General features: G+C 59.2%; 24 protein-coding genes and 1 pseudogene. 14 read left to right on the top strand and 11 right to left on the bottom strand.

The window, feature by feature from the left end:
• Nucleotides 1-361 precede the first annotated feature (361 nt).
• On the bottom strand, nt 362-3,238 hold the full coding sequence (locus U1763_RS20770) for a hypothetical protein (RefSeq protein ID WP_332756817.1): 2,877 nt from the start codon (nt 3,236-3,238) through the stop codon (nt 362-364).
• A gap of 151 nt (nt 3,239-3,389) precedes the next feature.
• Between U1763_RS20770 and U1763_RS20765 the strand changes: the two genes are divergently transcribed.
• The 6 genes from U1763_RS20765 to U1763_RS20740 all read left to right on the top strand — a co-directional run bounded on the left by U1763_RS20765 (nt 3,390) and on the right by U1763_RS20740 (nt 7,677).
• Nucleotides 3,390-4,127 carry a hypothetical protein gene (locus tag U1763_RS20765; RefSeq protein WP_332756816.1) on the top strand — a complete coding sequence of 246 codons (738 nt, stop codon included), beginning with the start codon at nt 3,390-3,392 and terminating at the stop codon, nt 4,125-4,127.
• The gene (locus U1763_RS20760; RefSeq protein WP_332756815.1) at nt 4,124-4,477 is read left to right on the top strand and encodes a hypothetical protein; all 354 of its coding nucleotides are present in this window, start codon (nt 4,124-4,126) and stop codon (nt 4,475-4,477) included. The genes U1763_RS20765 and U1763_RS20760 overlap by 4 nt, the downstream gene beginning before the upstream one ends.
• Nucleotides 4,477-6,231, top strand: coding sequence for a hypothetical protein (locus U1763_RS20755; protein ID WP_332756814.1), 1,755 nt, complete (start codon nt 4,477-4,479; stop codon nt 6,229-6,231). The genes U1763_RS20760 and U1763_RS20755 overlap by 1 nt, the downstream gene beginning before the upstream one ends.
• Nucleotides 6,228-6,683: a hypothetical protein gene (locus tag U1763_RS20750; protein WP_332756813.1), complete on the top strand. Its 456-nt coding sequence runs from the start codon at nt 6,228-6,230 to the stop codon at nt 6,681-6,683. The genes U1763_RS20755 and U1763_RS20750 overlap by 4 nt, the downstream gene beginning before the upstream one ends.
• Nucleotides 6,684-6,806: 123 nt before the next feature.
• Nucleotides 6,807-7,475, top strand: coding sequence for a hypothetical protein (locus tag U1763_RS20745; RefSeq protein ID WP_332756812.1), 669 nt, complete (start codon nt 6,807-6,809; stop codon nt 7,473-7,475).
• On the top strand, nt 7,432-7,677 hold the full coding sequence (locus U1763_RS20740) for a site-specific integrase (protein ID WP_332756811.1): 246 nt from the start codon (nt 7,432-7,434) through the stop codon (nt 7,675-7,677). Before U1763_RS20745 ends, U1763_RS20740 begins: the two co-directional genes overlap by 44 nt.
• Nucleotides 7,678-7,742: 65 nt before the next feature.
• Here the strand turns inward: U1763_RS20740 and U1763_RS20735 are convergent, their stop codons facing one another.
• Complete coding sequence (locus U1763_RS20735) at nt 7,743-8,573, bottom strand: GGDEF domain-containing protein (RefSeq protein WP_332756810.1); 831 nt, start codon at nt 8,571-8,573, stop codon at nt 7,743-7,745.
• Nucleotides 8,574-8,766: 193 nt separating this feature from the next.
• Here U1763_RS20735 and U1763_RS20730 point away from each other — a divergent pair, with 193 nt between their 5' ends.
• Nucleotides 8,767-8,946 carry a hypothetical protein gene (locus U1763_RS20730; protein WP_332756809.1) on the top strand — a complete coding sequence of 60 codons (180 nt, stop codon included), beginning with the start codon at nt 8,767-8,769 and terminating at the stop codon, nt 8,944-8,946.
• A 758-nt stretch (nt 8,947-9,704) separates the two neighbouring features.
• Nucleotides 9,705-11,837, top strand: coding sequence for a sensor domain-containing phosphodiesterase (locus U1763_RS20725; RefSeq protein WP_332756808.1), 2,133 nt, complete (start codon nt 9,705-9,707; stop codon nt 11,835-11,837).
• Here the strand turns inward: U1763_RS20725 and U1763_RS20720 are convergent.
• From U1763_RS20720 to U1763_RS20710, 3 genes are all read right to left on the bottom strand, one after another.
• Nucleotides 11,814-12,197: a hypothetical protein gene (locus U1763_RS20720; protein WP_332756807.1), complete on the bottom strand. Its 384-nt coding sequence runs from the start codon at nt 12,195-12,197 to the stop codon at nt 11,814-11,816. The genes U1763_RS20725 and U1763_RS20720 overlap by 24 nt on opposite strands.
• Before the next feature lie 4 nt (nt 12,198-12,201).
• Nucleotides 12,202-14,511, bottom strand: a complete 2,310-nt coding sequence (locus U1763_RS20715; RefSeq protein WP_332756806.1) for a putative bifunctional diguanylate cyclase/phosphodiesterase — start codon at nt 14,509-14,511, stop codon at nt 12,202-12,204.
• Nucleotides 14,512-15,515: 1,004 nt separating this feature from the next.
• On the bottom strand, nt 15,516-15,782 hold the full coding sequence (locus U1763_RS20710; RefSeq protein ID WP_332756805.1) for a hypothetical protein: 267 nt from the start codon (nt 15,780-15,782) through the stop codon (nt 15,516-15,518).
• A 308-nt stretch (nt 15,783-16,090) separates the two neighbouring features.
• Here U1763_RS20710 and U1763_RS20705 point away from each other — a divergent pair, with 308 nt between their 5' ends.
• Complete coding sequence (locus U1763_RS20705) at nt 16,091-16,258, top strand: hypothetical protein (RefSeq protein WP_332756804.1); 168 nt, start codon at nt 16,091-16,093, stop codon at nt 16,256-16,258.
• Nucleotides 16,259-16,910: 652 nt separating this feature from the next.
• Here the strand turns inward: U1763_RS20705 and U1763_RS20700 are convergent.
• On the bottom strand, nt 16,911-17,975 hold the full coding sequence (locus tag U1763_RS20700; protein ID WP_332756803.1) for an aldo/keto reductase: 1,065 nt from the start codon (nt 17,973-17,975) through the stop codon (nt 16,911-16,913).
• Nucleotides 17,976-18,065: 90 nt separating this feature from the next.
• Here U1763_RS20700 and U1763_RS20695 point away from each other — a divergent pair, with 90 nt between their 5' ends.
• From U1763_RS20695 to U1763_RS20685, 4 genes and pseudogenes are all read left to right on the top strand, one after another.
• Nucleotides 18,066-18,617 carry a TetR/AcrR family transcriptional regulator gene (locus U1763_RS20695; RefSeq protein WP_332756802.1) on the top strand — a complete coding sequence of 184 codons (552 nt, stop codon included), beginning with the start codon at nt 18,066-18,068 and terminating at the stop codon, nt 18,615-18,617.
• 153 nt (nt 18,618-18,770) lie between these two features.
• Nucleotides 18,771-19,817 (top strand): sensor histidine kinase, encoded by a 1,047-nt coding sequence (locus tag U1763_RS20690; RefSeq protein ID WP_332756801.1) that lies wholly within the window; start codon nt 18,771-18,773, stop codon nt 19,815-19,817.
• Nucleotides 19,818-19,856: 39 nt separating this feature from the next.
• Nucleotides 19,857-19,919: pseudogene (locus tag U1763_RS21185) on the top strand (hypothetical protein); the annotation flags it as partial.
• A gap of 10 nt (nt 19,920-19,929) precedes the next feature.
• On the top strand, nt 19,930-20,160 hold the full coding sequence (locus U1763_RS20685) for a helix-turn-helix domain-containing protein (RefSeq protein ID WP_332756800.1): 231 nt from the start codon (nt 19,930-19,932) through the stop codon (nt 20,158-20,160).
• A gap of 132 nt (nt 20,161-20,292) precedes the next feature.
• On the opposite strand, the gene U1763_RS20680 is transcribed toward U1763_RS20685, so the two are convergent.
• The 3 genes from U1763_RS20680 to U1763_RS20670 all read right to left on the bottom strand — a co-directional run bounded on the left by U1763_RS20680 (nt 20,293) and on the right by U1763_RS20670 (nt 22,587).
• On the bottom strand, nt 20,293-21,234 hold the full coding sequence (locus U1763_RS20680; RefSeq protein ID WP_332756799.1) for a Crp/Fnr family transcriptional regulator: 942 nt from the start codon (nt 21,232-21,234) through the stop codon (nt 20,293-20,295).
• A gap of 111 nt (nt 21,235-21,345) precedes the next feature.
• Entirely contained in the window at nt 21,346-22,083 is a 738-nt protein-coding gene (locus tag U1763_RS20675; RefSeq protein ID WP_332756798.1) for an ATP-binding protein, read from the bottom strand.
• Nucleotides 22,084-22,305: 222 nt separating this feature from the next.
• Nucleotides 22,306-22,587, bottom strand: coding sequence for a hypothetical protein (locus U1763_RS20670; protein ID WP_332756797.1), 282 nt, complete (start codon nt 22,585-22,587; stop codon nt 22,306-22,308).
• Between the two features lie 173 nt (nt 22,588-22,760).
• On the opposite strand from U1763_RS20670, the gene U1763_RS20665 reads away from it, so the two are divergent.
• Nucleotides 22,761-23,483, top strand: a complete 723-nt coding sequence (locus U1763_RS20665; protein WP_332756796.1) for a Crp/Fnr family transcriptional regulator — start codon at nt 22,761-22,763, stop codon at nt 23,481-23,483.
• Between the two features lie 22 nt (nt 23,484-23,505).
• On the opposite strand, the gene U1763_RS20660 is transcribed toward U1763_RS20665, so the two are convergent.
• Together U1763_RS20660 and U1763_RS20655 are read right to left on the bottom strand one after the other, a co-directional pair.
• Nucleotides 23,506-23,673 carry a hypothetical protein gene (locus tag U1763_RS20660; RefSeq protein WP_332756795.1) on the bottom strand — a complete coding sequence of 56 codons (168 nt, stop codon included), beginning with the start codon at nt 23,671-23,673 and terminating at the stop codon, nt 23,506-23,508.
• A 164-nt stretch (nt 23,674-23,837) separates the two neighbouring features.
• Entirely contained in the window at nt 23,838-24,584 is a 747-nt protein-coding gene (locus tag U1763_RS20655) for a Crp/Fnr family transcriptional regulator (RefSeq protein ID WP_332756794.1), read from the bottom strand.
• Nucleotides 24,585-24,790: the final 206 nt, after the last annotated feature.

The following is a 24,790-nucleotide window of genomic DNA, read 5'->3' as shown; positions in this document are numbered from 1 at the left end:
CGCCCTTGCCGATCCCATCCGTTCGGCACGAACGCGTCCTTGACCATCGGCACGATATAAAATGACCAGTGAAGGCACGGCTGATCGACATAAGCGGCCAGACTGGAACGGTCGATGGCCTGTGGTGAAGCAAATAGGCATGGATTTCCCTCGCGTCGTCGACGGCCTTCTTCTCAACCGATCATGGCCGACACGAGCCTCCCACAGTTTCGCGCCGTCGATCCGTCAGCCGATACAATTTCTGCATCGACCTTAGGGTCGATGGGCTCGATCTAGGTAGGGCAGACCTTGCACGTCCTGGAACCCTGTACATGCCCCTGCATTGGCTGCGACGGGATCGCCGGGCAGGCATGCCTGACCGTCACGATCGCCGCGGCGCCGCACCACGCGGGCGTAGTTTCGCTCGCCTGCGAGGCACCGATGGCGTACGCGCCGCACCGGGCATGGCCGCGGCGCTTCCCCGGTCGTCGGTGCTCCCGGCGTTCGCCTGTGACGCGGCAAACCGCTCTTCCAGCAGGCGCAGAACGACGGGTGGGTCGCCGGCGTCGCGCGCGATTTCGAGCGCACGCTGCTGTGGATCGGCGCACCGCGAGACACGGGCAACTGCCGTGGTGATAGCGAGACTATCGGGCCCGGTGTCCAGGTAGAAATCAGGATCGTCGTGCCAGCGTGAGAAAGCGTTCGTAAGCGTCGGCGGCACGGCATGCGGCGTCACCACTGGTCGCACTGCACCGGCTCCCGCGGATACCAGCCGGCGCTCGATCCGGACGGTGCCGTTCGCGATGGCGGCGAGGCACTGGGTCCTCTCTTCCTGCTGGTCGCGGTAGCCGGCAAGGAGGTATTCCTGGACGCTTGGATAGAGCAGCCGGACGAGGTCGGCATCGTCCCACTGGGCAATGTGGCGGACGCCGGGAACCACAATATCACCCACCATCTCGAGGATCGGCGAGGCAGGGAGCGAAGGCTCGACGTGCTGCCGGAAATTCGCATCGTCTCTCGCCCAGCCAGCGCGCGCGATAGTCGCGGCGCGGTGCGCGTAGCGGCCTGCCTCATACGGCCACATCCCGTTCGCGAGGTCAGCCGGCCATGGTCCGCCGGGCGAATGGGCTTCACTGAAAAGCTGAACAATCTGCCGGCGGACGGCAGGGTGTTGCATGTACACCGCGAGGCGATCGGTAAACGCCGTGTCGCGCCCCGTCGCGACCGGCGCGCGGCGCTTGCCGCCCTTGTCGAGGTCCCAACGCAACAGCGTCGGGTCGTCGCGGATGGCAAGCAGGAAGGCTGCATATTCCGGTGTCGGCGCACCTGTATTGCCGCGCTGGAACAGATACTGGTCGAGGAGTTTTCGGCGTCTGCCGGCGAGCGCTTCGCGCTCCTTTTTCTGCGCGGCAAGCAACTCGAACAGCAGCAGCGCATCGTCGACACCGGTCGAACCGGCGTGCCGCACGGGCGTGGCGGGATGCGCCGGCAACGGCAGCGCACGGCGTTTCCAGGACGTGTCACCGGGCGTGATATCGAGCGACGGCAACGCCGGTGCCATGATCGATTGCGCCGCAAGGGACGGCATCGCGACGAAAGGCACGGGCGGCATGGGAGCGAACGCCGCCAGGATTGAGCGTCCGGCGTCGTCCGTCGGCAGGCGGGGAGCCCCGGCCGCGCGGAAATGTTCGCCCGGGGCGGTATCGAAGCCCGTCGGGACGGGGCGGGGGATGATGACTTTCGACAGGTTGGTGATGCGCGAGAGATGCGGAACGTCGCCGCCGGATACGGGGCGGGCGGGGGTCGGCAGACTGGTTCGGCGGGGCGGCGCGACCGGGTTCGGCGTTGCCGGCTCGACCATCGTGACCGGGGCAGGCAAATGTGGGCGCGGCTCCTTCAGGGTTGTCTCCGGCGCCACCGTCGGCAGGGCGCGCGATCCCGTCAGCTTCTCCTTCAGCCACTGGCAACGCTGCGCCGCATAGCGCTTGAGATTGTCGGCGATGATACGGATATTTTCTTCCACCACACCGACATATTCGCCGCGTCGATACGCTTCGGTCTGCTCGCGGCCGACCTTCTTCAACGGCTTGAGCGCGAGGCCTCGCTCCTGGTTGGAGAGCGAGCTGTAGGTGTGCTGGCGCCCCTCCTTCCGGCAGACTTCGGTCATCGTATCGGCGACGACGGCACGCAGGAGGCGCATGCCCTCGGGCCGCGACAGATCGGTTCTGAGCTCGGTTCCGACATCCCATTCATGACCGCCGATGTGACGCATCGGGCGAAAGCCGGCCTGGATATGACCGTGGAAATTACGATCGTCGCTATGCGGATCGGGCGGATGGACAGCCGCTGCATAGGGCAGGCCGTTGCGTCCGAAAAAGTCCTCGCAGACCTGATGGAGGATTGTGAACCGGGCCTCTGGACCGATGTCGTCGGGCAGGCGGACGATGATGCGGATCTCAACGTTGGCGTTCGCCCGCGATGCTCGCGCTACATCCTCCTTGAGGTCCATGGCGGCCGCGACCTGATCGGGCGTATCGCCCATGTTCGAGCAGCGCGATAGCCCACCCTTCGGCAGCTGTTCGACGGCATTCTCCGCCCAGATATAGTTCAGGTGCATTCGCGCGCAGCCTGGGCGATAGCGCGTTTGATTGGCGCCGACCGAGGTCACCTCGACGAAAATTCCGCGCCTTCCCGCCCGGTCAACGATGGTGATGCCCATCGCCGGCAGGCGGCGCTGCGGCGGCAGATCCACGCGCTTGCGGCGCGTCGTCGGCACAGCCTTCTTGCCCTCGTGGACTCGGGCAGCAAGACGAAAGGTCACACCGGCGAGTTCACGCTCGAGCTTTGCCATGGCAATGACGTGCCGGCGTACCGCCCGGTCGCTTTTTGCGATCGCGGCCAAGCGATTCTTCTCGATCCGCATGTCGCGCAGCTGCGCGCGTTCGGCATTCTGGCAACGGCCGAATTCCGCGCGTAGCCGCGCCGGCGTCGCGTCGATCAGCGCGCCGTCGGCGTTGAACGCCGGACGGGAAAGTTGAGGAGAGGAGGGGGCAGGGGGGTGGGATCGGCGGCGGGGGCGCCGCGCTTGCGTTTCGTCGAAACGCTTATCTCGCATCCCACCCCCCCAATTCACTTGCCTTGAGCCTTGGGAGATCGTGCCGCCTTGTCGCAGGTCTGGGTATGCTAATCGCTGGGGATCGAAAATAAATTGAGCCATTAGCACATGCAGGCAGCCGCGGGTCTGACAGGTTGCATCCATGACCTTATGGAACCACCCGGACGCCGCGATCAGGCACCGCAATGATAACCGTGATGCCGCCCGGTTGCAAGGGGTACGGCGTCGCGACATGGAGGTGTCGCCCTCATCCTCTGGCGATGATCCGGTCCCGGTAGCGCGCTGGGATGCCCCGGTGGTGGGACATCACCATCGCAGTCGCTACGCGCTCGGTGGGATCGCGACGGCTGCCGGCATGTCTGGCGACCATGTCGTCGCGCTGGCTGGCTGGCTGGCTGCACCGTTCGACGATGCCTGCGCGTGGCTCGTCGAGGCGCATGACCTGTCCGGCGAGCGCTACGCACTGCGCGTCGTCCGGCTCGCTATCGAGCGGCGTCAGGATCGATGCGAGGCGATCGGACGGCGGATCATCGCGGCCCGAAAGGATCCGGCATCGCGCAGCAGGGCTCGCGATGGCAGTGACGGCGTCAAGTTCGCGCTCGGCACACAGTTCTACGCCTATGGCTTGCGGTACACGCATGCCGCAGCGCTTGCGGGGCTGTTCACCCTCGGCACACCGGCGATGATCGAGCGGCTCGGCCATGTGGCGGGGCGGCGCAGGACGCCGGGCGGGCGGCTGGTCGGTGCGCTGCGGACCGACTTCGCCGAACTCGATCGCCGCGGCCATATGTCTGCCTTCAATCGTGGCGCCGCCGCCTATGCCGTGCGCTGCGATCGCTTCGCGGCCCGGGAGTTGGAAAGCGACGATCGCTCGTGGCGCGATGCGCCGGTCACCCGCCCGCAGCGCTGGACGATCCTCGACACCGCGCGCGAACTCGGGCTCGAGGTTCCTGCGTGCAGCACCTGCGGGGAGGCAGCCGACTGGCTGCGCGATCACGGCGCCATCCTCAAATACCGCAAGGCGGGTCGATGACGCAGCGTCAGGACGAGCAACCGGAGGGTCCGGCGTTTAAGGAAACCGAAACCGCTGTGCTGGCAGACCGTCATGGCCGGCTGCTGGCCGCGCTGGAGCGGGCTGACATCGAGATCGTGCGGATGAAGAAGACGCTGCAATCGTCGACCGCGGAGCAGCTGGAAGGACTGCTGGTCGAGGCGACCGGACTGGTGGATCGTCGCGCCACGATCCTGGCGGATCTCACGTCGGTCGAAACCGCACTGAACGCTCGCCGACGCCGCGAACTCGAAGCAGCGCGGGACCGCTGGGTGGAGGCGATCGGGAAGGAGCAGGCGGGCGGTCATCTGCCCGCCGATGACGAGGTATGATGATCGAGGCATGGACCACGCTGATCGAACGCCTGAAGCTGCGGCGCGATGACGCCGGACAGCCCCGTGGCACCGTATCCGGTACGGCCGGGGCACACGACGCACAGGCGCGTGACAGGGGCGCACGGACACTGGCGGGTGTCGACCTCGAGCCGAGCGATATCATCAAGGAACAGGCGATCCGTAACGCCGGGTTGCCGGCCGGCGTCAGGATGCCGCGGATCGCCTTCGATGTCGGTGTCCAGGCGGCGGCTGGCAGGCGGGACATGCACGTCCCGGCCGGGCTTTTCCATCTGCCCGACAACAAGGGGGCGCTTGTCGCGTTCCTCGCCAGCCGGGCAGGCCTGAGCGGCGAGCCGGCGGGGGCCGGACCGGGCGAGGAGGTCGAGGCCGCGATGCACCGTTTCTACGGCTTTCGGATCGATGACGTCGCCGATGATCTGATGACGCTGCGGACCGTCGATCCGCAGGCTTGGGTCCTGCTGCTTGGCCTCGACTTCGATGCGGCGCTGGCGCAGCGTCCGTCACTGGACGATGGGCATCCGCGATATCCGCGGCTGGCGCGGGGGCTGCTCGATGCCGTCCTCATCCTGGCCGAGCTCGAGCGCCTGCGCACGATCCTGGGCAGCCTTGCCGCGCGCCTGCATGTCGATCTGCGCCAGAAGCGCGGGAAAAGGCCGTTCGACAGCAAGACGCTGGCTCGCATATTGATGTCAGGCGAGACTATGGCGGACATGGCTGACGATGCCGTCGTGGCGCATCTGTCCGATAGCCTCTTCCACGTCGAGACGCTGCTGTGGTGCGTCGAGGATGGTCCGGCCAGCATCGATCCCACCGATGCGCTGCTGGCGATGCTGGCCGATGGTGGCGGGGTGCGCGAGGCGCTGCGCCATCCCGAAGGTCGTGGGCGGCTGGCCGGACGGCTGAAGGCGGCGCGCAGCGCCAGTCCGAACGGCCAGGGAAGGGTAATGCCCGTCGGCCTTGCCAGGTTCATGGGGCTGGGCCTCCTCGACACCGCCAGCGTGGGTCTGATCGAGATCGGTCTGGGCGTCGCCAGGATCGGCAATGCCCGAACCGGAGCAACCTCGCGTCCGACGTCCGAGGCGGCGTTCTGGTGCCTGTTCATGACGATCCTCGGCGATGTCGATGCGAGCCTGCCCGATAGCGCCGTGGCGAGCTCGAGACGCGGCCCCGCACGGTCGCAGGGGCATGCAGAGATATACGCCGTCTATGGCAAGGCGCGCATGCGCCGGACAAAGGAGCCCGGAGGTCTGCTGCACATCTATCTGCCGCCTGCCGGCACCCCTGTCGGAGCCGCGCGGTTCGTGCCCGGTCACTGGCTGAGCCAGGATCGTCATGCGCCGTTCTGGCGCGGCATCGTCGCGGCGTATCGTGCCGGCGGGTACGGTGGCATATTCGATCGTCTTCCAGCCGAATGGAGGCCGGCGATGCTGGCACGGGTGGCAGCGTTGCGGCAGGTTTTGCGCGCGGTCCACGACGGGGTGATCGCTGACGATGGCGAGGTCGATCTGGCGCTCACCGCCGCGGTGCTAGCGGCGCTGTTCACGGCGATCAATCCGCTGACCTCGGACCCCTTGTTGCTGTATGTCCTGACGCAGCACTCCGGCGGCTCGCATCGGGACTGGCATGACGCGCGTGGCGACGCGTATCGGGGGGTGGGTGCCGGCCAGCGAGCGAGCGCGAATGGATCAGTGACGACGGACGGCGATGCAGGGGCGATAGGGACGACATGACGACAGTGAAGCATCTTTCCCGACCGCTGGCCTCGATGCTCTCGGTGGCCGGCATGAGTGCCGCCGGGATCGACGCGGCGATCACGGCAGAGGCGGCGCGTGGCCTGCCGCCGCTGTTGCGCCCCGCCCATCCTGCCACCCAGCGCCTGCGCGATGTTACCGGTCTCGACGTCGTGTCGCTAGCGCGGCGCTATCACCGGCTGCTCGTCGAGGTCGAGGAGAAGCAGGATACCGGCATCTGGTGGATCTATCGCGAGTGCAACCGAGCGAGTTCGCTTTTCCTGTGCGGTGGCATCGTTCCCGATACGGTTGCTGCCGGCCTCGCCGGCAAACCGCTGAGCGTCCTGGCCGACCCGCCATATGAGATCGGGACTGCGCTGATCCAGACCGTGAGCATCGTTGAGAACAACTGGCTGTCTGTCGCCGTCACGCCGCAATGGGTCGCAATCTGACGATGTCGGCTGGCAGGTAATATTTGCCATCACGTACCCGACATAATCGGACATTATGGTAACTACAGCGATGTGCTACGAAGCCGGAATGCAGGGTAAATCGGACCAGCGGGCAGGTGCCGCATGAGCGAGATCGTCGTTCATCGCACCGACGGAGAGGGGCTTCCGGTCCGGGCACGGCGTGGGATCGTCGAGCCGATCGATGTCCGCGTTACCCGGTTGCTGGGTCTTGCGCTGCCGGCTGAAGGTGTGCCTGTCAGCGAGATCGGCTTCGCCGCGCAGCTCGGCGCTATGGCAGCAGCGAGCAAGGCGGCACTGGCGTCGGACCTCGCCTGCTATCTGCGTTGGTGTGAGGACATCCGTGTCGCCCCGCTGCCCGCAGAGCCCGAAAACCTGGTCCGCTACATCGCCATGCTCGAGACGCGCGGCGCCAAGCCCGCGACGGTCGCTCGGCGGGTTGCCAGTCTCGCGACGGCACACGGCCTGTCAGGCCTGCAGGAGAGGGGGCATGCGCCCACGAGCCACGTCATGGTCCGCGCCGCGCTCAAGGGCCTGCGCCGACGTCGTGGCGCCGCGCAGCGCCAGGCGGCCCCGTTACGCTTCGGGGCCTCGCTAGATCCCGGGGCACACGCGGCACTGGCAGGAGAAGCTCAAGGGCAAGAAGGCCGAACCGGCGCGGACGGTCTATACCGTGGGTACCGCGTCGCTGAGTCGGCAGGGCGTCAATGGGATCTATCGGCGTGTGGCGTTGAGCGCCTTCGATCAGGGGCTGGTCGAGATGCCGATCGCTGAGGTCGAGGGAGCGGCGAGGGCACTGTCGAGCCACTCGCTTCGCGTCGGGCTCACGCAGGACCTGTTTGCGGCCGGCGAGGACGGCGTCGGCATTGCTCAAGCGCTGCGCTGGTCGTCGCCGTCGACGGCGCTGCGCTATGGGCGCAAACTTGCCGCGAGAAGCAATGTTGCGGCCCGAGTACTGTCACAGATCCGAAAATGAACTCGAGAGACGTATGCCGGCTACGTCGCCCGTAGTCGGCTCAAACAGGCGCATTGCTCTGAAACCTAAACGGCAAAATGTAAGGCGCCTTTGCCGTTTTGCTTTGCGGTATACATGGCGCGGTCCGCCTGCCCGGAAGCGTTGTCCAGGTCAGGGCTGGCGGTGGCACCAAGACTGCACGTCGATGGTACCGGCGCCAATCGTAACGCAAGGGATACACGGTCAAAGATGTCCTTCGCCTTGCGCTCTGCGCTGGCGGCATCGCGCACGAGAAGGCAAAAGGCGAGCTCGTCACCACCGACGCGCGCTGTCGCGTCGTACGGTCTGACGGAGCCTTCGAGCGCGCTCGCAGCCGTTTGCAGGATTTGGTCTCCAACCGCGTGACCATGGCTGTCGTTAATCGCCTTGAAATTATCGAGGTCAATCAGGCCACACAGCAAGATCCGGTTATCGCGGATGGCTGCCAGCGCCAACTTGCGACATTCGATAGCAAACGCACGGCGGTTACCGAGCCCTGTCAGCGGGTCGATACGGGCGTGTAGCCGCTCGCGATCGAATGTCCGCCGAAGGGCGCTAACCAGCAGGATGAGGAATGCGACTGCGGTCATGCGCATTGCAGCATTCCACACAGCAATCGGCAGCGGTACGCTTGACGCTTGCGCGGAGAGGCCATCGCCAAACCCGTTGATCGTCAGAGTGAGTACTGCCGAAACAACCCCCGCGAGTAGTCCCCAGCCTCGCCCGAAACACCATGTCGTCAGGCACAGCGGAACCATATACAGGGCGCTCAGCGACACCAGGCGTCCGCTTAAAACATCGAGCAGGATAACGCAGGCCCAACCTGCTGCCAGCCACGGCAGTGCCTGCGGCGTCGACAGCGCCGCAGACCATTCCAACGCTCGCTCGATAGGGGAGCGCACGTCGCGGGGCGGCGGGCCAGAGCTAACGAGAAAAGGCATTGTGTACCGATATCGCTCAACGGTTAAAGAATGACGTGCCGACAACCCAACGCATCATTTATTAAGAACCGATATACAAACATTGATCAAAATCACGAGCTGCCGGCTTTTGGTATGCTATCGGTTTTACATGAGTGATGAGAAATATCTGCGTCTGGACGGCCTGACCGTGATGTTTGATGTGCAACGTGGCGGGCAGTCAATCGGGATAGTCTGGGAGGACAAGGGGCGATGGTACGCCGATCCACAAAGTATGGGCTCACCCCAGATCTGTGAGGCCACGCGAGAAGCCGCTGCCGAGAAATTGTAAGCGCAACGTAAATTAGAGGGCACGGCCTGCCCGTCCATATCTTCTAGTTACGACGTTACGCAGGATGTGAGATGATGGCGCCGATGGGATCCGCTCCAACGAGGGCGGCAAGGCTGTAACCAGCGAACCATGCTTCGGTAGCCTCCCGCTCCTCAAGCGGCCACGGACATTCCACTGGGATCACATTTTGCAATCTTGCCGCGCGCATCCCTTGCAAATGGGCGACTGCTACCGGGTGAATTTATTCGAACATCAGACATCTTGTGTCAGGACTTTCGAGTTTTCTCAACACCATACGCCCGGCTAAGCCATGACGCGCCTGTGGCAAATTTTTTTTCGAACGTTCGTCATCGAGTCAAAACCCAGCACCAACCAAGTGGTGAACACAGAAGAGGCTTGGCAAATCCGGACAGGCTGCTGAGATGGAGGTTCAGCCTAACTTCCCACCGGCGTACCGGTCTCAGCCCGCATCGGCGCCAAGGCGATTTGCTGGCTTGCGGACCCCGAGTTCGTCACTTTTGATTCTTGCCCGAGGAGTTCAATGGCAGGGGGCCGTTTATCAAACTCGGCGAAAAACTTAGGGGGCATCAGCCCAGAAGGGCTGATCCGAAATTAAGACATAAGCTTTAAACATTATCGAATGTTAATCTCAAACGAGCTATCAGGAGCGACGTCATTTGAGAATGTAGATGTTGCTTAGGCCTTTCCCGCTACCCTCAGACGAGCATCGTCGCTTACGCTGCTTACCCGGCTATGACGTGCCCAAGAGCATTTCCGACCCCGGTTATGACCGGATTGTGGAGCTGGCAGCACAAATATTTGACGTTCCGATATGTCTGGTTTCGCTCATCGGGGATGATCTTCAATGGATGCCTGGCCGCAAAGGCCTTGACGCGGCCTCAGTGCCTCGAGATTTGGCATTCTGCACGCACACGATTTTGTCGGATCAACCGCTGATCGTACTGGATGCAGCCAGTGACCCTCGCTTCAATCGTAATCCCTTTGTCACGGGGCAGGATCATTTTCGCTTTTACGCTGGCGCGCCACTGATCAGCCCGGATGGCGTTCGGCTAGGGGCTTTCTGCATTCTCGATCGCGTTACTCGGACTGACTTTTCGTCGGTCGACCTAAAACGTCTCGTCGACTTTGCGGCAATCGTATCGGATCGCCTGGAAAAGGATCGGTTGGCGCGGACAGGTCGTATCGTGACAATGCTCTCCGAGGCCACCGGGGTGGCCCATGTGACCTGCGACCAAGATGGAGCAATCACGTGGTGGAATGCCGCGGCGAGCAGCCTGTTCGGCTACTCTGCGTCAGGCGCGATCGGGCAACCACTCGATTTGATAATTCCTGTCAGGTTTCAGCACGCGCACGCAGCCGGCGTCGCCCGCCTCGTAGGCGGCGCTACATCAACCTTGAACGGTAAGAGGGTCGAAGTCATCGCTCGGCGCAGCGACGGATCAGAGTTTGCTGCCGAACTTGCGACATCGATCTGGCAGGGGCCCACTGGCCTCGAATTTGGCGCACACATCCATGACATCACGGATCGGCGGGCACGTGAAGGCCGACTGCGTCACCTTGCAAGCCATGATGCGCTGACTGGACTGGTCAACCGCGGCGAGTTTCGCGCCCGAGTTGAACAGTGCTTCGTGGACAAGGCGCCTGCAGCGGTCATCACACTGAATCTGGACGGATTCAAGAGGGTCAACGATGCCTTCGGGCATGATGCCGGCGACGCGCTATTGCAGATGATTGCTGTGCGAATGATCGCGGCAACACAGAGCGACGCCGTGTTGGCGCGGGTTGGTGGCGACGAATTTGCATTACTACTACCTGGTTGTGCCGATCTGCTCCAGATCGTTGCCTCCGCCAAGCAGTTGCTCGATGCCTTTATCGGTGCGTTCGTCATTGGCGATCATGAGGTCACAGTTGGGGCTAGTATCGGGATCGCACTCGCGCCGCTGCACGCAAGCCATTCCGATGAATTGCTTGTTTGTGCCGACCTCGCCCTCTTCAAGGCCAAAAAGCAGGGCGGACGATCCTATTGTCTCTTCAATGCCGCGATGGCGAGCGAGCATAGCGCACGTCGGGCGTTCAAGGACGAAATGCGTCAGGCCTTTGAACGGGGCGAGTGGCGGTTACACTATCAGCCACAGGTTCGGCTGCGAGATGGCGCGCTTATCGGGGTCGAAGCGTTGTTACGGTGGCAGCACCCGCTGCGGGGCCTGCTTAATCCGGCTGCGTTCATGGCAATTCTTGAAACGCACCTAGTCGCTTATGAGGTCGGCTGTTGGGTACTAGACGAAGCGTGCCGCCAACTCGCAAGCTGGCGCGATCAGAGACTGGTCGTGGACCGCGTTGGAGTAAACCTGTTTGCCGCACAGTTCAGGGCCGGAACACTGGAAACGATAGTCAGCAACGCGTTGATGACCCACGCTCTTCAGCCGTCCGATCTTGAACTTGAAATTACTGAGACCATAGCTCTTAGCCATGATGACGAAGCACTAGGTCCCTTGCAAAACCTTCACGAGGCCGGGGTTGGCATCGCGCTCGACGATTTTGGTACCGGCTTTGCGTCGCTGAGTACGCTCCAGCGCTTTCCACTGACCCGCCTCAAGATCGATCGTTCTTTCGTTCACGGCATAGAGACGAGCCCACATAATGCAGTCATCGTAAGAAATGTTGCCGCTATTGGATGCGGGCTGGGTTTGTCAGTCATCGCAGAGGGCATCGAAACAGCTGAGGAGGAGCGCTTACTACTATCCCTTGGATGCAAAGAGGGACAGGGGTTTCGGTATGGTAAGGCAATCGAAGGTCGCTATATGCGGAGCTGGATTGAGAATTTAACACATGATGCGGATCGCAAGCTAAAAGGGACTCCACGCATTTAGAGCGCCAAAACTTAATCGGTGTATGGCTAACTTTTCCATTACCCTATTGATCAGTGAGGCAGCGCCGGCTTCACCAAGCATTCTGCCCATCTTGATCGCAACGGCGGGGGTCATCGAAACGATTTCGCCGTCATGACCTTCGAGAAATACGTGCCCATCCTCAACCCACACCTGCCTTGGATCGCCATACTCTTTCGAACATGCCAGATTGGCCGCCACTTTGCCTCTTTCGGCAGAGGTCAACAGGTGCTTCGGTTTGTCTAAGCTCATCTCACGTCCAATTTCGCCGGGTATCCAGTTATAGTATGGATCTGAATGACCTGTGTCCATGAATGGAACCGAGAAGGTTTCGTTGCTCAAGCCGCTAAATTGGGCTGCCAGCTCGTCCCTTTCGGGAGAGGAGCTTGTTCGCGTCAACGGCGGATAGGGGCTTGGAGTAAAAGTAGCCTTGTATTGCCGTGCAACCGATTGCCACAAGCCGGTCCGCCTGCTCTTCAGTCTCGACCCCCTCTGCGATGATGTTCAGTCCCAACGCCTTTCCAAGGCCCATTATCAGATCGACGATCGCGTATGTGGTGCCACGTGTGCCGATTTCATCGATAAAGGACTTGTCGATCTTGATAGTGTCGATCGGATAGCGGCTGATGTAGCTAAGCGATGAGAAGCCTGTTCCGAAATCGTCCAGCGCAATGCGCACGCCAGACCGTCGGATCGAAGCGATTATGCCAGCGATCTGGGGTGAGGGATGGAGGAAGATGCCCTCGGTAATTTCAAGCTCAAGACATTCTGGCGGCAGCCCGCAGGACGCGAGAGTTGTCGCTAGGTCGTCCAGGAATGCGGGATCCACGAACTCCGCCGCTGACGTATTTACACTGATACGAAGCGTCGTTTGCCCTTGAAGCACGTGCCATTTTCTAAGCTGCCGACAGGCCTCAGTCATAACGTAGCGATCAATCTCACGGATAAGCCCGATCTCTTCGGCGACAGGGATAAAGTCCGTCGGCGCGATCAGGCCAAGCCGGGGATGTTCCCAGCGCAGAAGGGCCTCAAAACTCAAGATCATGCCTGTCGTTGGGTCAAAGATTGGCTGGTAAGCAAGGTGAAAATCGCCCTGCTGAACCGCGAGCCGAAGTTCCGTCTGCAGGGCAAGGCGAGCAACTGCCGTTTCGTGCATGGACGGATCGAAGATCGCATAGTCGCCATGACCTGCGTGTTTGGCCGCGTACATTGCGATGTCGGCCTTACGTAGCAGGTCCTCCGGCGAAGTGTTCGGGCGTAGCGACTGGGAGATGCCAATGCTAACCGACGGAAATACGCTTTGATGCGATAGCTGGATCGGCGTCCGCATGACCTCAAGTATTCGTTTGGCGATCTCAACCGCTGAAGGCAAACCCGAAGTATTCTCGATCAGGATGGCAAATTCGTCACCGCCGATCCGGGCAAGGGTATCTTGGGGCCTTACGCAGCGCTTGAGGCGCTGCGCTACATCGCGGAGCAACGCGTCGCCATGAACATGCCCAAGGCTATCGTTTACAATCTTAAACCGGTCCAGATCCAGAAAGAGGATGGCGCAGACGTGATCACCGTTTGCTGCTTCGCGGTCGAGGGCTGCCTGCAGCTGGTCCATAAAGTACGCGCGGTTTCGTAAACGCGTCAGTCCGTCATGGAACGCCGTGTATAGCAACTCGGCTTCGATACGCTTTCGTTCAACGATTTCCGTCGCCAGAGCAGCGTTTTGCCCTTCCGCAACGCGAACGCGGATCGCGAGCTCTTCTGCGTCTTTCCGCTCCGATATGTCACGCTGGACTGATACCCAATGCGTATACCAGCCCTTCTCGTTAGCAACAGGTACAATGCTAAGTTCAACCCAGAACCGGCTACCGTCCTTATGATAGTTGACGAGCTCGACCTCGATAGGCTGCCAATTCTCGAGGGCGTGTCGCAGCTTGGCACGCGTGACGGGATCAGTATCGGCGCCCTGGAGGATGCGAGGGGTTTTTCCAATGACTTCGACCGGTAGATATCCGGTGGCTCGCGTAAAAGCGGCGTTACAATAGATAATCCTTGGGCCGGGAAGGTGGACGGGTTCGGCCTCTGTAATGATAATTGAGTCACGGGCATGCACAGCCACTGATTCCAGCAATCGAAGTCGCTCGATGTCAAAACTTTGCCCGTCTGGGTGATTAGCCGCAGGATCTACCCTGCGGAACTTCAGTTCCAATACAGTTGATAAATGGGCAGCGTGCGCCTGTACGTTGTAGACCTGAGCAAGGCTGAGGTTCTTACGATAGCGTCTATCGACCAGAATAAGATAGCTGGGCACATCCCGAACGATCGTCACAATGGCGGCAAAGCGGACGCTGGACCCTTCAGCTCCTGAGAACGCCACGGGTAATGCCGGAGGCAGCCCGATCTTTTGTACGACGTGGTCACCCAAGATGGATAATCCGGGAGACAGCAGGATTGGAAACGTACGAGACGAAAAGTCATCCGAACTTACGGCTACCACCGATATCGTGTCTCCGTCGATCTCGCATACGAACGCTCCTGATGCGTTTGTTGCGAGTACGGCATCATCCACGATCTGACGAAGCCTGTCATGTTCGGACGATTCCAACCCCTGCAATCGTACTGCGTCCGGAATTACAAAGTGATCAACCATATTGTCTTTCAATTTGACTTCCCGGTCGGGTGACCTTTCAATCGGTTGGGAACAAAACCAAGTCTGAACGCTCGGTTATGACGTGCTCGGGAATATTTGATCTAAGTTCCGATCTATAACGGCATCACGGAGACAAAGCAGCAGCGGGTGCCTTGATTCACACCGTAGGTTATCGAAATTAGTCAATGAATTATTAACATAGATTTATAAACTACGCCGCCTAAGTGAGTTTGCTAGGAAGCGCGAATGATTCGTAGCCGGTTACATTTGATTAAACCTGGGTTCGATGCACCTAGATCAAATCCTCTGACAGGCTGAGCCAAGATCTCGAGTGATAGTTATTAACGAATGTTTACCTGGGTCATTTTGACGGACTTACCATATGTGTCACGTGTTAAGGCTGCCGTATCAATGAAAGAGCTGATTCAACTCTTGACTGAACTAGCGACGAGGGGGGGCGGGCTGAAATCGATCACGGACGGGATCGATCGGGGCCACAGCTGGCAAGCTTGTTTTCCATATTATACCGGCAATGGCTAAGATGGAGCGTGATCTCGTACGCTAGCGCACAACGGCTGCGTTGATCGTCGCACGGCGTGAAGGCAGGGTAGGAGGCCGCAAGACAGTAATGACACACAAGCACCTCGAGGCCACGAAAACTTGTAGCTTCTGGCATGCCCGGGAAAATGCCCCGACGCCGAAGCCCTGGCAGTATTCGGCAATCAGATTGTGAGTCTGACTGAAGGGCTGCGCGCCATCGCGTAGCGACTCGATTGCGTGTTCCAAGCCTCGACCACAACGGAACAAAAAAGGAACGCTAACTCGATTCGGCCGGCGCTTTTCCTCGCGCCTCAATCAGAGTGCGCAACTGACGTTGAAGGCTGGTGCTGCTGAAATGCGACTGAACGTGAGTGAACCCTTCCCGTCCCAACTGCTTACGAATGTCACCGATTGTTCGGGCATTGCCGTCTCGCGCGATTTCGAATGCTCGCTGTAGAAGCGACATTCCCGGTCCATCAAAGTTCAATGCTGCGTTCCTGCATCGCTGCTGCCAAGGCATCAGTCCATGGGATACCGGGTATGCCATCGGTAGCCTGATATGTGTGCCGAACCGCCTCATCGGACATGGTGGCGATGCGTTCTCGAAAATCTAGCGCAGTCGCTTCGTTCTCGTGCGTCACTTGCTTACCCTTTTGAGATGAACCGATGTTTGTAATCGTGCCCGAACGGACTTCAACGCCAGATTCTAGAAGCGACAAATGCGTGATCTTTTGTCTCTGCAAGGCTCCACGCCTGATCCGCACAGCGCTCCGCTTCTATGTGGTGCTGGTCTTGTTCGACCTCACTTGTCGCCACATCCGATGCCGCTCGGGCGACGGTTTCTTCATTAAGCCATTGAGCGATTTGTGCTTTCTCAGTCGATGTCGATGGCATGACGGCTCCAGTAAATTAGGAATACACTCCGAACTAGTAGAAACGCGTGAGCCCTGGACTTGGACTACGAACACCGGCCGCCATGACACCAACATATGTTATGTAAATATATGTTAACGAAATCGGATCAGTTTCTGACGCCCTGTGTTAAACTTACATGTCGCAAGATCTCTTACGCGCCGCCTACGACGCGGGATTGAAAAGCGGCTTGGATAAGGGCTTTCCGCATGCCTGCCCGTTTGCAATCCACGAAGCCATGGATCAACGATTTGCTTGGTTATCGGGGTTTAGCGTCGGCAAACTGGTTCGCCTCAGAAAAACATGAACACTATCTTGTGTTAAGTTCCGCGAACTTATTTCACTAAGCCAAGTTAACCATTTTCTCTGTGTCGTTTCGGGCGGTTAGCCGTTTCTAGCGCATGCAATCAAACCCAGATAGCCGCGTAGCCGAGATGCAAACCGTCGTTCGCCTTTTGCGATTGGCGTTGCCGCTAGCCGATAAAACGAAAAGCCACGCAACCGCCGCAACGATAGACACCGCCATCGATGTAGCGACCCGTTGCCTTGTAGAACTTCAATCCGGGGAAGCTGCCTGCTGCTAGAGGTATGCGTCAAATCGCACTCGCGTCCTCCGTTTAATCAAGGCGTTTCACGACGCTTTGGTCAACCAAGTTCGCGGCCCGTCCCTAATAACGGGCAGCGCCCGCGACGTCGCGGCTTCGACCAGTGCAACCGCGCCAGCGCCCACGCCACGCCCACTGCCGAACGCTTCGGTAAGGCCCGTGATATGCTCGAAGGCGTACACCCCCAATCTGACCGTCCGCTTAGCTGCGGCAAGCACGGAAAGCGAACCACGCCATTCGGCGTTCGACTGATGAGACAGCGGCTTTCAGCCCAGGAACTCCATCGGCAAAAGGACTGTCTGCCCTGATGAACGAGTGTCATCGTAGCAGACAACATCGATACTCATGTAGTCCTCAAGCTACGGGGTCGGCTGGCATATCGATCCTGTCAAACATATCACCCGTTATGAGGCCCTGTATCCGGCGCTCGTTAAGAACCGTGTACGGGTAGACAGGCGGGATCGCGCTCACCGCATCAAGCCGGGTGATATGCTCGGCCGACAGGGTAACGTTTGCCGCGGCGAGATTGGCTTCGAGTTGAACAAGCGTGCGTGGCCCAATGATTGGCAGCGAACCCTTCACAGCGACCCAGGCGATAGCAATCTCCCCAGGAGTCACGCCTGCTTCGTCAGCGACCGCGATCAGCGTATCCAAGATGGCCGTACGCTGCGGGCTGTTCTCGGGCTGGAAGCCAGCACCAGCCCAGGCCTCGTCGCGCCTGTCTTGCGCCTTACCGGCACGGTATTTGCCGGTCAGCACGCCGCCACCTAGAGGCGAGAAGGCGACGACGCCAAGCCCGAGCGCCTTCGCGGCGGGAATCAACTCTTGCTCGGTCGCGCGCTGGACAAGGCTATGCTCGACCTGGATGCCCGCAATCGGAACGGCGCCACGAAGCTCAGCGATCGTCGCGGCGCGCGCTACCCGCCATGCGGGGAAATTCGAGAGCCCGGCATAAAGGATCTTGCCCGCCCGCGTGAGGTCGTCGAAGCCGCGCACTATTTCTTCCAGCGGCGTCACGCCGTCCGAGACATGAACCCAGTATAGGTCGATCCGATCAGTCTTAAGCCGTTTGAGGCTTGCCTCGACTGACGACACCATCGCCTGCCGACTGTTGCCAGTGACGAGGATGCCCGAGGCCGCGTTCGTCTTCACGGCATATTTGGTAGACAGCACAAATTCGTCACGCCGCCCGGTCAGCAGGTCGCCGATGAATTCCTCGGACTGACCGTCCTGGTAGCCATTTGAGCTGTCGAGGAAGTTGCCGCCCGCATCGGCGTAGGCGTCGATGATGCGGCGGGCTTCGTCAGGATCGGTGCCGTGGCCCCAGGCCGTCCCGAAATTCGCGGTGCCGAGGACCAGTTCGGACACGCGCAGTCCGGTGTGCTGACCAAAGAGTTTGTAGCGAAGGGCATTTTGCATAACTGTTCCAATGACCGAGAATACGAACTATATAAGCGTAGCAGTGCTACACATATCCGTAGCAGTGATCCGTTTGTCAAGAAGTGGCTTATGCGCGCCGACGCCCAGAAGAATTACAATCACCTGCTGACGGTCGCGCGCGGCGTAATTGCCGAGCAGGGTGCGGATGCATCGCTGCGGGATATTGCCAGACGGGCAGACGTAGGATTAGCCACGCTCTATCGGCATTTTCCAACGCGCGAGGCGCTATTAGAGGCGCTGCTGCGCACAAGCCTTGACGAACTGACGCGCAAGGCTGCCGATCTCCAGAACGGCATGGCGCCCGATAAGGCCTTGTCACTCTGGCTTCCCGACGCTGTCGCGTTCGTCCGCAGCTATAACGGCGTCGTTGCCGTGATGGCGGCCGCGTTAGATGATGACGGCTCCGCGCTCCACGCTTCCTGCACCAGCTTACGTGCTGCCGGGGCGCGTCTGCTTGAACAGGCGCAGGCCGAAGGAACGGCGCGCGTCGATCTTGATGGTATCGATCTTTTCGGAATCATCGGCGCGCTGGGCTGGCTTGGCGATCAACCCGCCTTTGCCTCGCGGGCGGACCGCTTGGTCGGCATTGTTGCAGATGCGATCCTGCAAAGCTCAAAGTAGAAGCTAAACTCTGCGAGGCGTCCCGATTGGAAGCCAGTCGGTTTACCGGCGCGCTCGCAAACAATCCTTTCCAGGAAAGCGGCGGAGGAGCGGTGTCCGTAAACAGCCGTTTTCTGAACCGCCAAGGGACCAGCGGGTAAAGGTTACCCCCTGATGCGTTGGGCCTATGCGAGACTAGAAACCAATCAGGATGACGCCGTGACAGCAGAAACGCCAAAGGGGCACGAGTGGCAACAAGAGCACCTTCGTCGTGCCATCAAGGCAGCAGGTGTGGCCCCGTGGGCATGGAACGTTGAAACCGATCTCTTGACCATGGATGCTCACGGCTTTGAGTTATGGGGAATGCCCTGGAGCGACACCGTAAAATTTGAGGACCTGTCGGCTCATATTCACCCCGCGGACCGCGATCGTGTCCGGGCAGCGTTTGCGGCGACGCGGGCACTCGTTGGCGACTATGAGCATGATTTTCGTATATTGGTCGGCGATGAGGTTCGCTGGGTTTCGGCGCGGGTGAAAGGCGAAGATGTCGGGATAGTCGGCCGTACGATGTTCGGCATTTTCCTCGATGTTACCGCACGAAAGCAGGCCGAGGAGGGCAACGAGCTTCTGGCCGGTGAAATGAGCCACCGGGTGAAGAACCTCCTAGCCATCGCGTCGGGGCTGACCGCCATTACATCTCGATCGGCAACTAGTTCAGAGGAGATGGCTCGCGAGCTGACAGGGCGCCTTACGGCGCTGGGACGCGCCCACGACCTGGTCCGCCCCACGTCCGCTGGTGAAGCAGCTGCTGCGCTTCTTGGTGATGTGCTCTCTATACTGCTTGCCCCCTATGACGATCTTGGAGCTTTCAAAGGACGGATTCGGGTCGGGGTGGAGCGCACGGCTGTAGGGGAGGCCGCGGCTACAGCGATCGCGCTTGTTTTCCACGAGCTCGCCACCAATTCCATGAAGTATGGAGCGCTGTCGGCGCCGACCGGTACGCTTGACGTTACTAGTGCGTCAGAACCTGATCAGATCGTCCTGACCTGGGTAGAAAGGGGTGGCCCGGCCGTACAGGCACCCGATAATCCAACCGGGTTTGGTAGCCAGTTGATCAAGCGTAGCGTGTCCAGCCAGTTAGCCGGATCGATCGACTACGACTGGTCGAAGAGTGGGCTAATTGTAACGCTTCGCATCAAACGGACCCGGTTAGCGTCCTGAAATGACTACCGCCGCGTTTGCTCCGCTAAGGAGAGCGGCGTGCCACATTTCTATTTCCACACTGAGACGGATGTTCGAACGACTGACACCGAGGGGATGGAGTTTTCCGGCTATGAGGAAGCTAAACACGAAGCGATGCGAACTGCTCATCAGCCAGATCGCGTTTGCCGATGCGGTGGGACTGACGCCGGTCCACGTAAATCGCGTGCCACGAAAGCTGCGTCTCCTGGGCGTCATCGAAAAACACGCCCGGTGTCTTATTGTGACGGACATCACAGAATTGGGGCTCATTGCCGGTTTTGATAAAGCCTATTTGCAACAAAGGCTAAGGCGGCACGAATAGCGTCAACGCGTGACGTAAGACTGAAGAATCAGCAACCGAATAATTGGTAGTTCAGTCTCGGGGCGCGCAGTTAAATATCAAACACGGGCCCTCAGATACTGGTTTTCTCATGTGATCTCTGAACGCAATAATTCAAATACGATCAATTGCTTGGGCGTGTAGATAGCTCGGATCAAAATCAGCGATCCGGACAAGAGCGCCCTGATCGAGCACTTTCACCTCGCCCCGATGTATTTTAAGAACCTTTTCAGCTAACAACTGCCGGACGACCCGGTTGATATGGATCGGCGTCAGTCCTAGGGCTTCAGCAAGATCAGGTTGCGTCAAAGGCATATTAAACTGTCCGTCACTTACGGCGTCGATATTTCTCATCCTCTCTCGAAGTTCGCAGATAAGATGAGCAACGCGTTCTCGCGCGCTTCGCACGCCAAGGCTGACAATCCAGCTTCGTAACACCCCTTCGTCGACGAGTGCGGCCCACCAGAGAGCGCGGAGAATCGCTGGCCGTGTTCGTGTCAGCTCATCGAACTGGGCTCGGTCGACATAGGCAAAGGTCGTCGCCGAGAGAGAAGCGATCGAATGGTCCATTTGGTCAAGCATGCCAACGTGCAAGTCGCAGAAATCGCCGGGAAGCAGCAAGGCCGTGATTTGGCGTTTGCCGTTCTTCAAGATTTTGTACCGGCATGCCCACCCTTTGAGGATCAAATGAACCCGGTCAGGTCGATCCCCGTCGCGAATTATGTCGCGACGCACGCCGACCTGCCGAACCTCACTGCACATGGCCTGAAGCGCGGTACGGTCGTCAGCGGAAAGCGTCATCACGCGGGATAGCTTTGCGATGAGCGGGTTATCGCCCTCGAAGGTCCCCATCCTGCTCGAAGGACTTTGGTGGAGCACATCGGCGCTGGCGTCCGACGTGCGCTCGACGGCATCGGAACGCGGTTCCAGATCTTCCAGTACCGAGGCCAAGTGCGCGACGATAAATGGCTTATCGTGGTGTACGCTCATATCGAGCAGATCGGATAACTTCGTCCGCACGTGGTGCAGCTTTTGATGTGCAGGCTCGATCAACATTAATACCCCCAGCTGCGAGAAAAAACGGTGCGCTCTGAGAGATCTATAAATGACCTTAATATTTATTTAGTAACATAGATCAACATAACGAGTTGAGCGAAATCAGGTTCTCTATTCGTTCATGGTAGTCTTGATCGGCGCCATGATGTCGACCCGAAGACCACGTCCACATGCCCCTATTGTGCGATTTAGAACTGCTCCGGCAACCGCACTAAGCTGTTGAACCAACCCGCTTCCTTCTCCGGTCGATGAGCTATCGCTTAGACCTACGCCATCATCTTCCACTGTCAGGTGGATGTACGATCCGTCAGTCAGCATCCGCACGCTGATCACCCCTCCTACGCCAGATGGGTATGCGTACTTCAAGGCGTTGATGATCAGCTCGCTGCACAAAAGGACGAGCACCCGCCGGAGGGAAGGCGCGACCAGGACTGAAGGTACGGCAGTCTTAATCGAAACACCGCGTATCTTGCCAAATATGTCTGTCAGGCAAGTGGCGACCTCCGTCAGCAATGCAGCACAGGGGACCTGATGCTGCCCGTCATCCACCTCAGCGAGTGCATCATAGGCGCGCGCAAGGCGTCGGACCTGTGCGGCGGTTTCCGGCCGCAACCATTGCCTGGACGGATGATCTGCAACAGCTGCAAGCGATACCGCCATTTGTGCCAGATTTTTGGCCCGGTGAATGGCATCCGCGTGCCAGAGGCGAGAGTTCTCACGACGTGCTTGATTTTGAACCGCGACTGTAGAACGCGGCGTTTGCGAGAATAGCTCCAGCAGCCCAGATGCTGACGGCGTTGATGGCGACTGCCGTTGAATGGTAGGCTGTGAGGTCAGTTGTCCGCTCATATCTGCCCCCGAAGGTAGCGCACAAACCACCTGCGCGTTACGCAAGCGACGTACGCCCAATAAGGCAGCTTTTAAGCTATCCTGATCCGCTGTTGTTCATGTATGTTAATATCGACCTTAATCAGGCAGAATCTTATGCAGATGCACCCTGTAACCGTTATGTCGCATTTGTAGTCAGATGTCGTTGTTCGTGCCGAGCGGCGACGGGGCGGCCCTTTCGTTCTATCCTACATCATGGCTGAGACTGTGCAGGATAGCCGAGAGAACAACGGTAGTCTGGTCCGTGGGATCTTCGAGCTCACCACGGTCGGCAGCAAGCTCCTCATTGGCATCGATCGCGACGGTAATGACGTCCAAGACATCTTCCACTTTTAGAGCGGATCGCTCGATCAGAGTATGAAGCAGGCTTTCGACAAGGAGTAATGCTGCTCGACCATGAGGGTCCCGCAAATTCGTCTTTTGAAAGGGGATAATGGCGTCGTTGTCGTTTAGCTGCTGGGTCATTAGGCGGCTCCACATGGCGCGCGAGCATCTTGCATGTTCACAATCGCCAGATACGGTTTGCCTGGCGATCAGGACGGATTAGCAGATTCTTAGGCGCCATCCTGCACCGAGGTTAACTTTCGTGTATAACCACAGACAATATCGCAGCTGTCGCTCCTGTGGGACAAGGCCGGATGGCAAATCGTTTCACGGATAAATTATGTGGTTACGCCACGTTGGACAGCGAAGACGTTGCCTTGCTCACTGACGCGACCACTCGTTCGAGAAAATTCGGCGCAAAACACGATTTGATACGGGAGGGCGACCGGCCTGGCCCGGTCCTCGTTATGCTTGAAGGCTGGGCGTGTCGGTATAAGGTGCTCCCGAGTGGTACGCGCCAGGTCCTCGCGTTTCTTATGCCGGGCGACGCCTGCGATCTGCATATCGGTCTGCTGGCGGAGATGGATCACAGCATCCAGACCATCACCCCGGCGCGCGTTGCCACCATTGAGCGTGTCCAAATGGATACGCTTATGGACGATCGCCGCAACATAGCTCGAGCGATGTACATCGCTCAGCTGATCGACGAGGGCACGATGCGGGCCTGGATTACCAGTATGGGAAGACGAACAAGCTCCGAGCGGGTCGCGCATCTCATGTGCGAGCTATACCTACGGGCGCGCAATATCGGCCTGACCGATGAGACGACGCTTTCCCTGCCAATTTCGCAGATATTGTTGGCCGATGCGCTGGGAATGACGAGTGTGCACATCAACCGCGTGCTCAAAGAGTTGCGGCTTGCTGGCGCCATGGACCTTCGTCGAGGCAGCCTCGACATTGTCGATCCCGATATGCTTGTGAGGATCGCGGGCTTCGATGAAGGCTATCTCCACCGTAAGCTACGTGTTCCCAAATAATTAGACCCAAATAGTCAGGTCGTCAGCTGGGATTTTTTTGCGCCATAACATCGTTCCGCTTCTGAAGAATTTCGGTCTCGACAAGATGCAGCGGGTAGGCGATTGCGGCGATAAGGAGCGTATTCCCCTCCTCGATCATCATGTTCATCGCTTGGTTAAGGGCGTTCAGACTATCGGTATACCGTTCCATGGCCGCTCTCCTTCAACGGCCTAGCATGCGTAAAATTACCGATCTCATATTGCGCTATGTTAATGAGATGGAAGCCATGGGAAAACTCCGCATTCGATAGGGATGATACGGCTCCCGGTGGCAAAGAATGCGTTTCAGGTTCCGACGGATATCAGCCAATGCGGTCACCTTGCTTCGTCGGATTGAGGCATGTGTAAGTAGCGGCAGTTAAAATCCGCAGCCTTGATCAAACGGTCCCAGTCGGGGAATATGAGGAAGCGTTTGTCCCTCACAATCAGACCGTCTTCAACAAGGGCTCGAAGGGTTCGATTAACGTGGACCGGCGTAAGCCCTACCGCGTCCCCGAGGTCCTCCTGCGTCATTGGCAGTTCGTATCTCTGGCCCGGCGGTAGGCTTGGTGCGTCCAGACGGACCGCGATCTCACAAAACAGATGGGCAACACGTGCCCGCGCGTCGCGCCTACCGACGTTCAGCATCGATTCCCGGTATCTCGATGCCTCCAACAAGGTATAGGTAAATAGCGCGGTCCCAACCGTTGGACAGCGTAAGACAAGATCTCGCAGCGCCTTTGTCGAGACGGTCGCAATGCCGCACTGCGTTAGCGTCTGAATATTATGATCTGCTGTATCGATAAACATGTGATGTAACCCGAGCAGATCACCATGGGTGTGGATCGAAACTATCTGGCGAAGGCCCTCCCCATTAATTTTATGCCGTACGGCAAAGCCTTCGATCATGAATCTGCATTGATCCGACGTATCGCCTTCGCGAACCAGATAACTCCCCGGTTCGAAACTCCGAACAGAGTACGGTAAACCTAGGAGAGCCGCGCGATCTTCGACGTCAAGCGTCGTGTGGACCGCGAAAGCATCGACCATATCCGCGAGCGGATGGATGACGGCTGCTGACAATTAAGTTCTCCTGCAAAATGCAGAGCCCGATCGCGTGCACTTTTACTCAGATGCGGGAAACATCGCTCAGAGGCTAATGTAACGCTGGGTTTGAACCGCGCCGGGTCTACCGGAGGCGTTGGGTTGTGAGTCACGCTGCCATATCGATATTGTCCGCGGCAGCATAATATTGATCTTCAGCTTCGGCAGGCGGGATGTTGCCGATG

The organism is Sphingomonas sorbitolis, assembly GCF_036663875.1.
Classification (GTDB): domain Bacteria; phylum Pseudomonadota; class Alphaproteobacteria; order Sphingomonadales; family Sphingomonadaceae; genus Sphingomonas.
The sequence above is the reverse complement of the archived record's forward strand: the minus strand, read 5'-3'. Positions and strand labels throughout refer to the sequence as shown.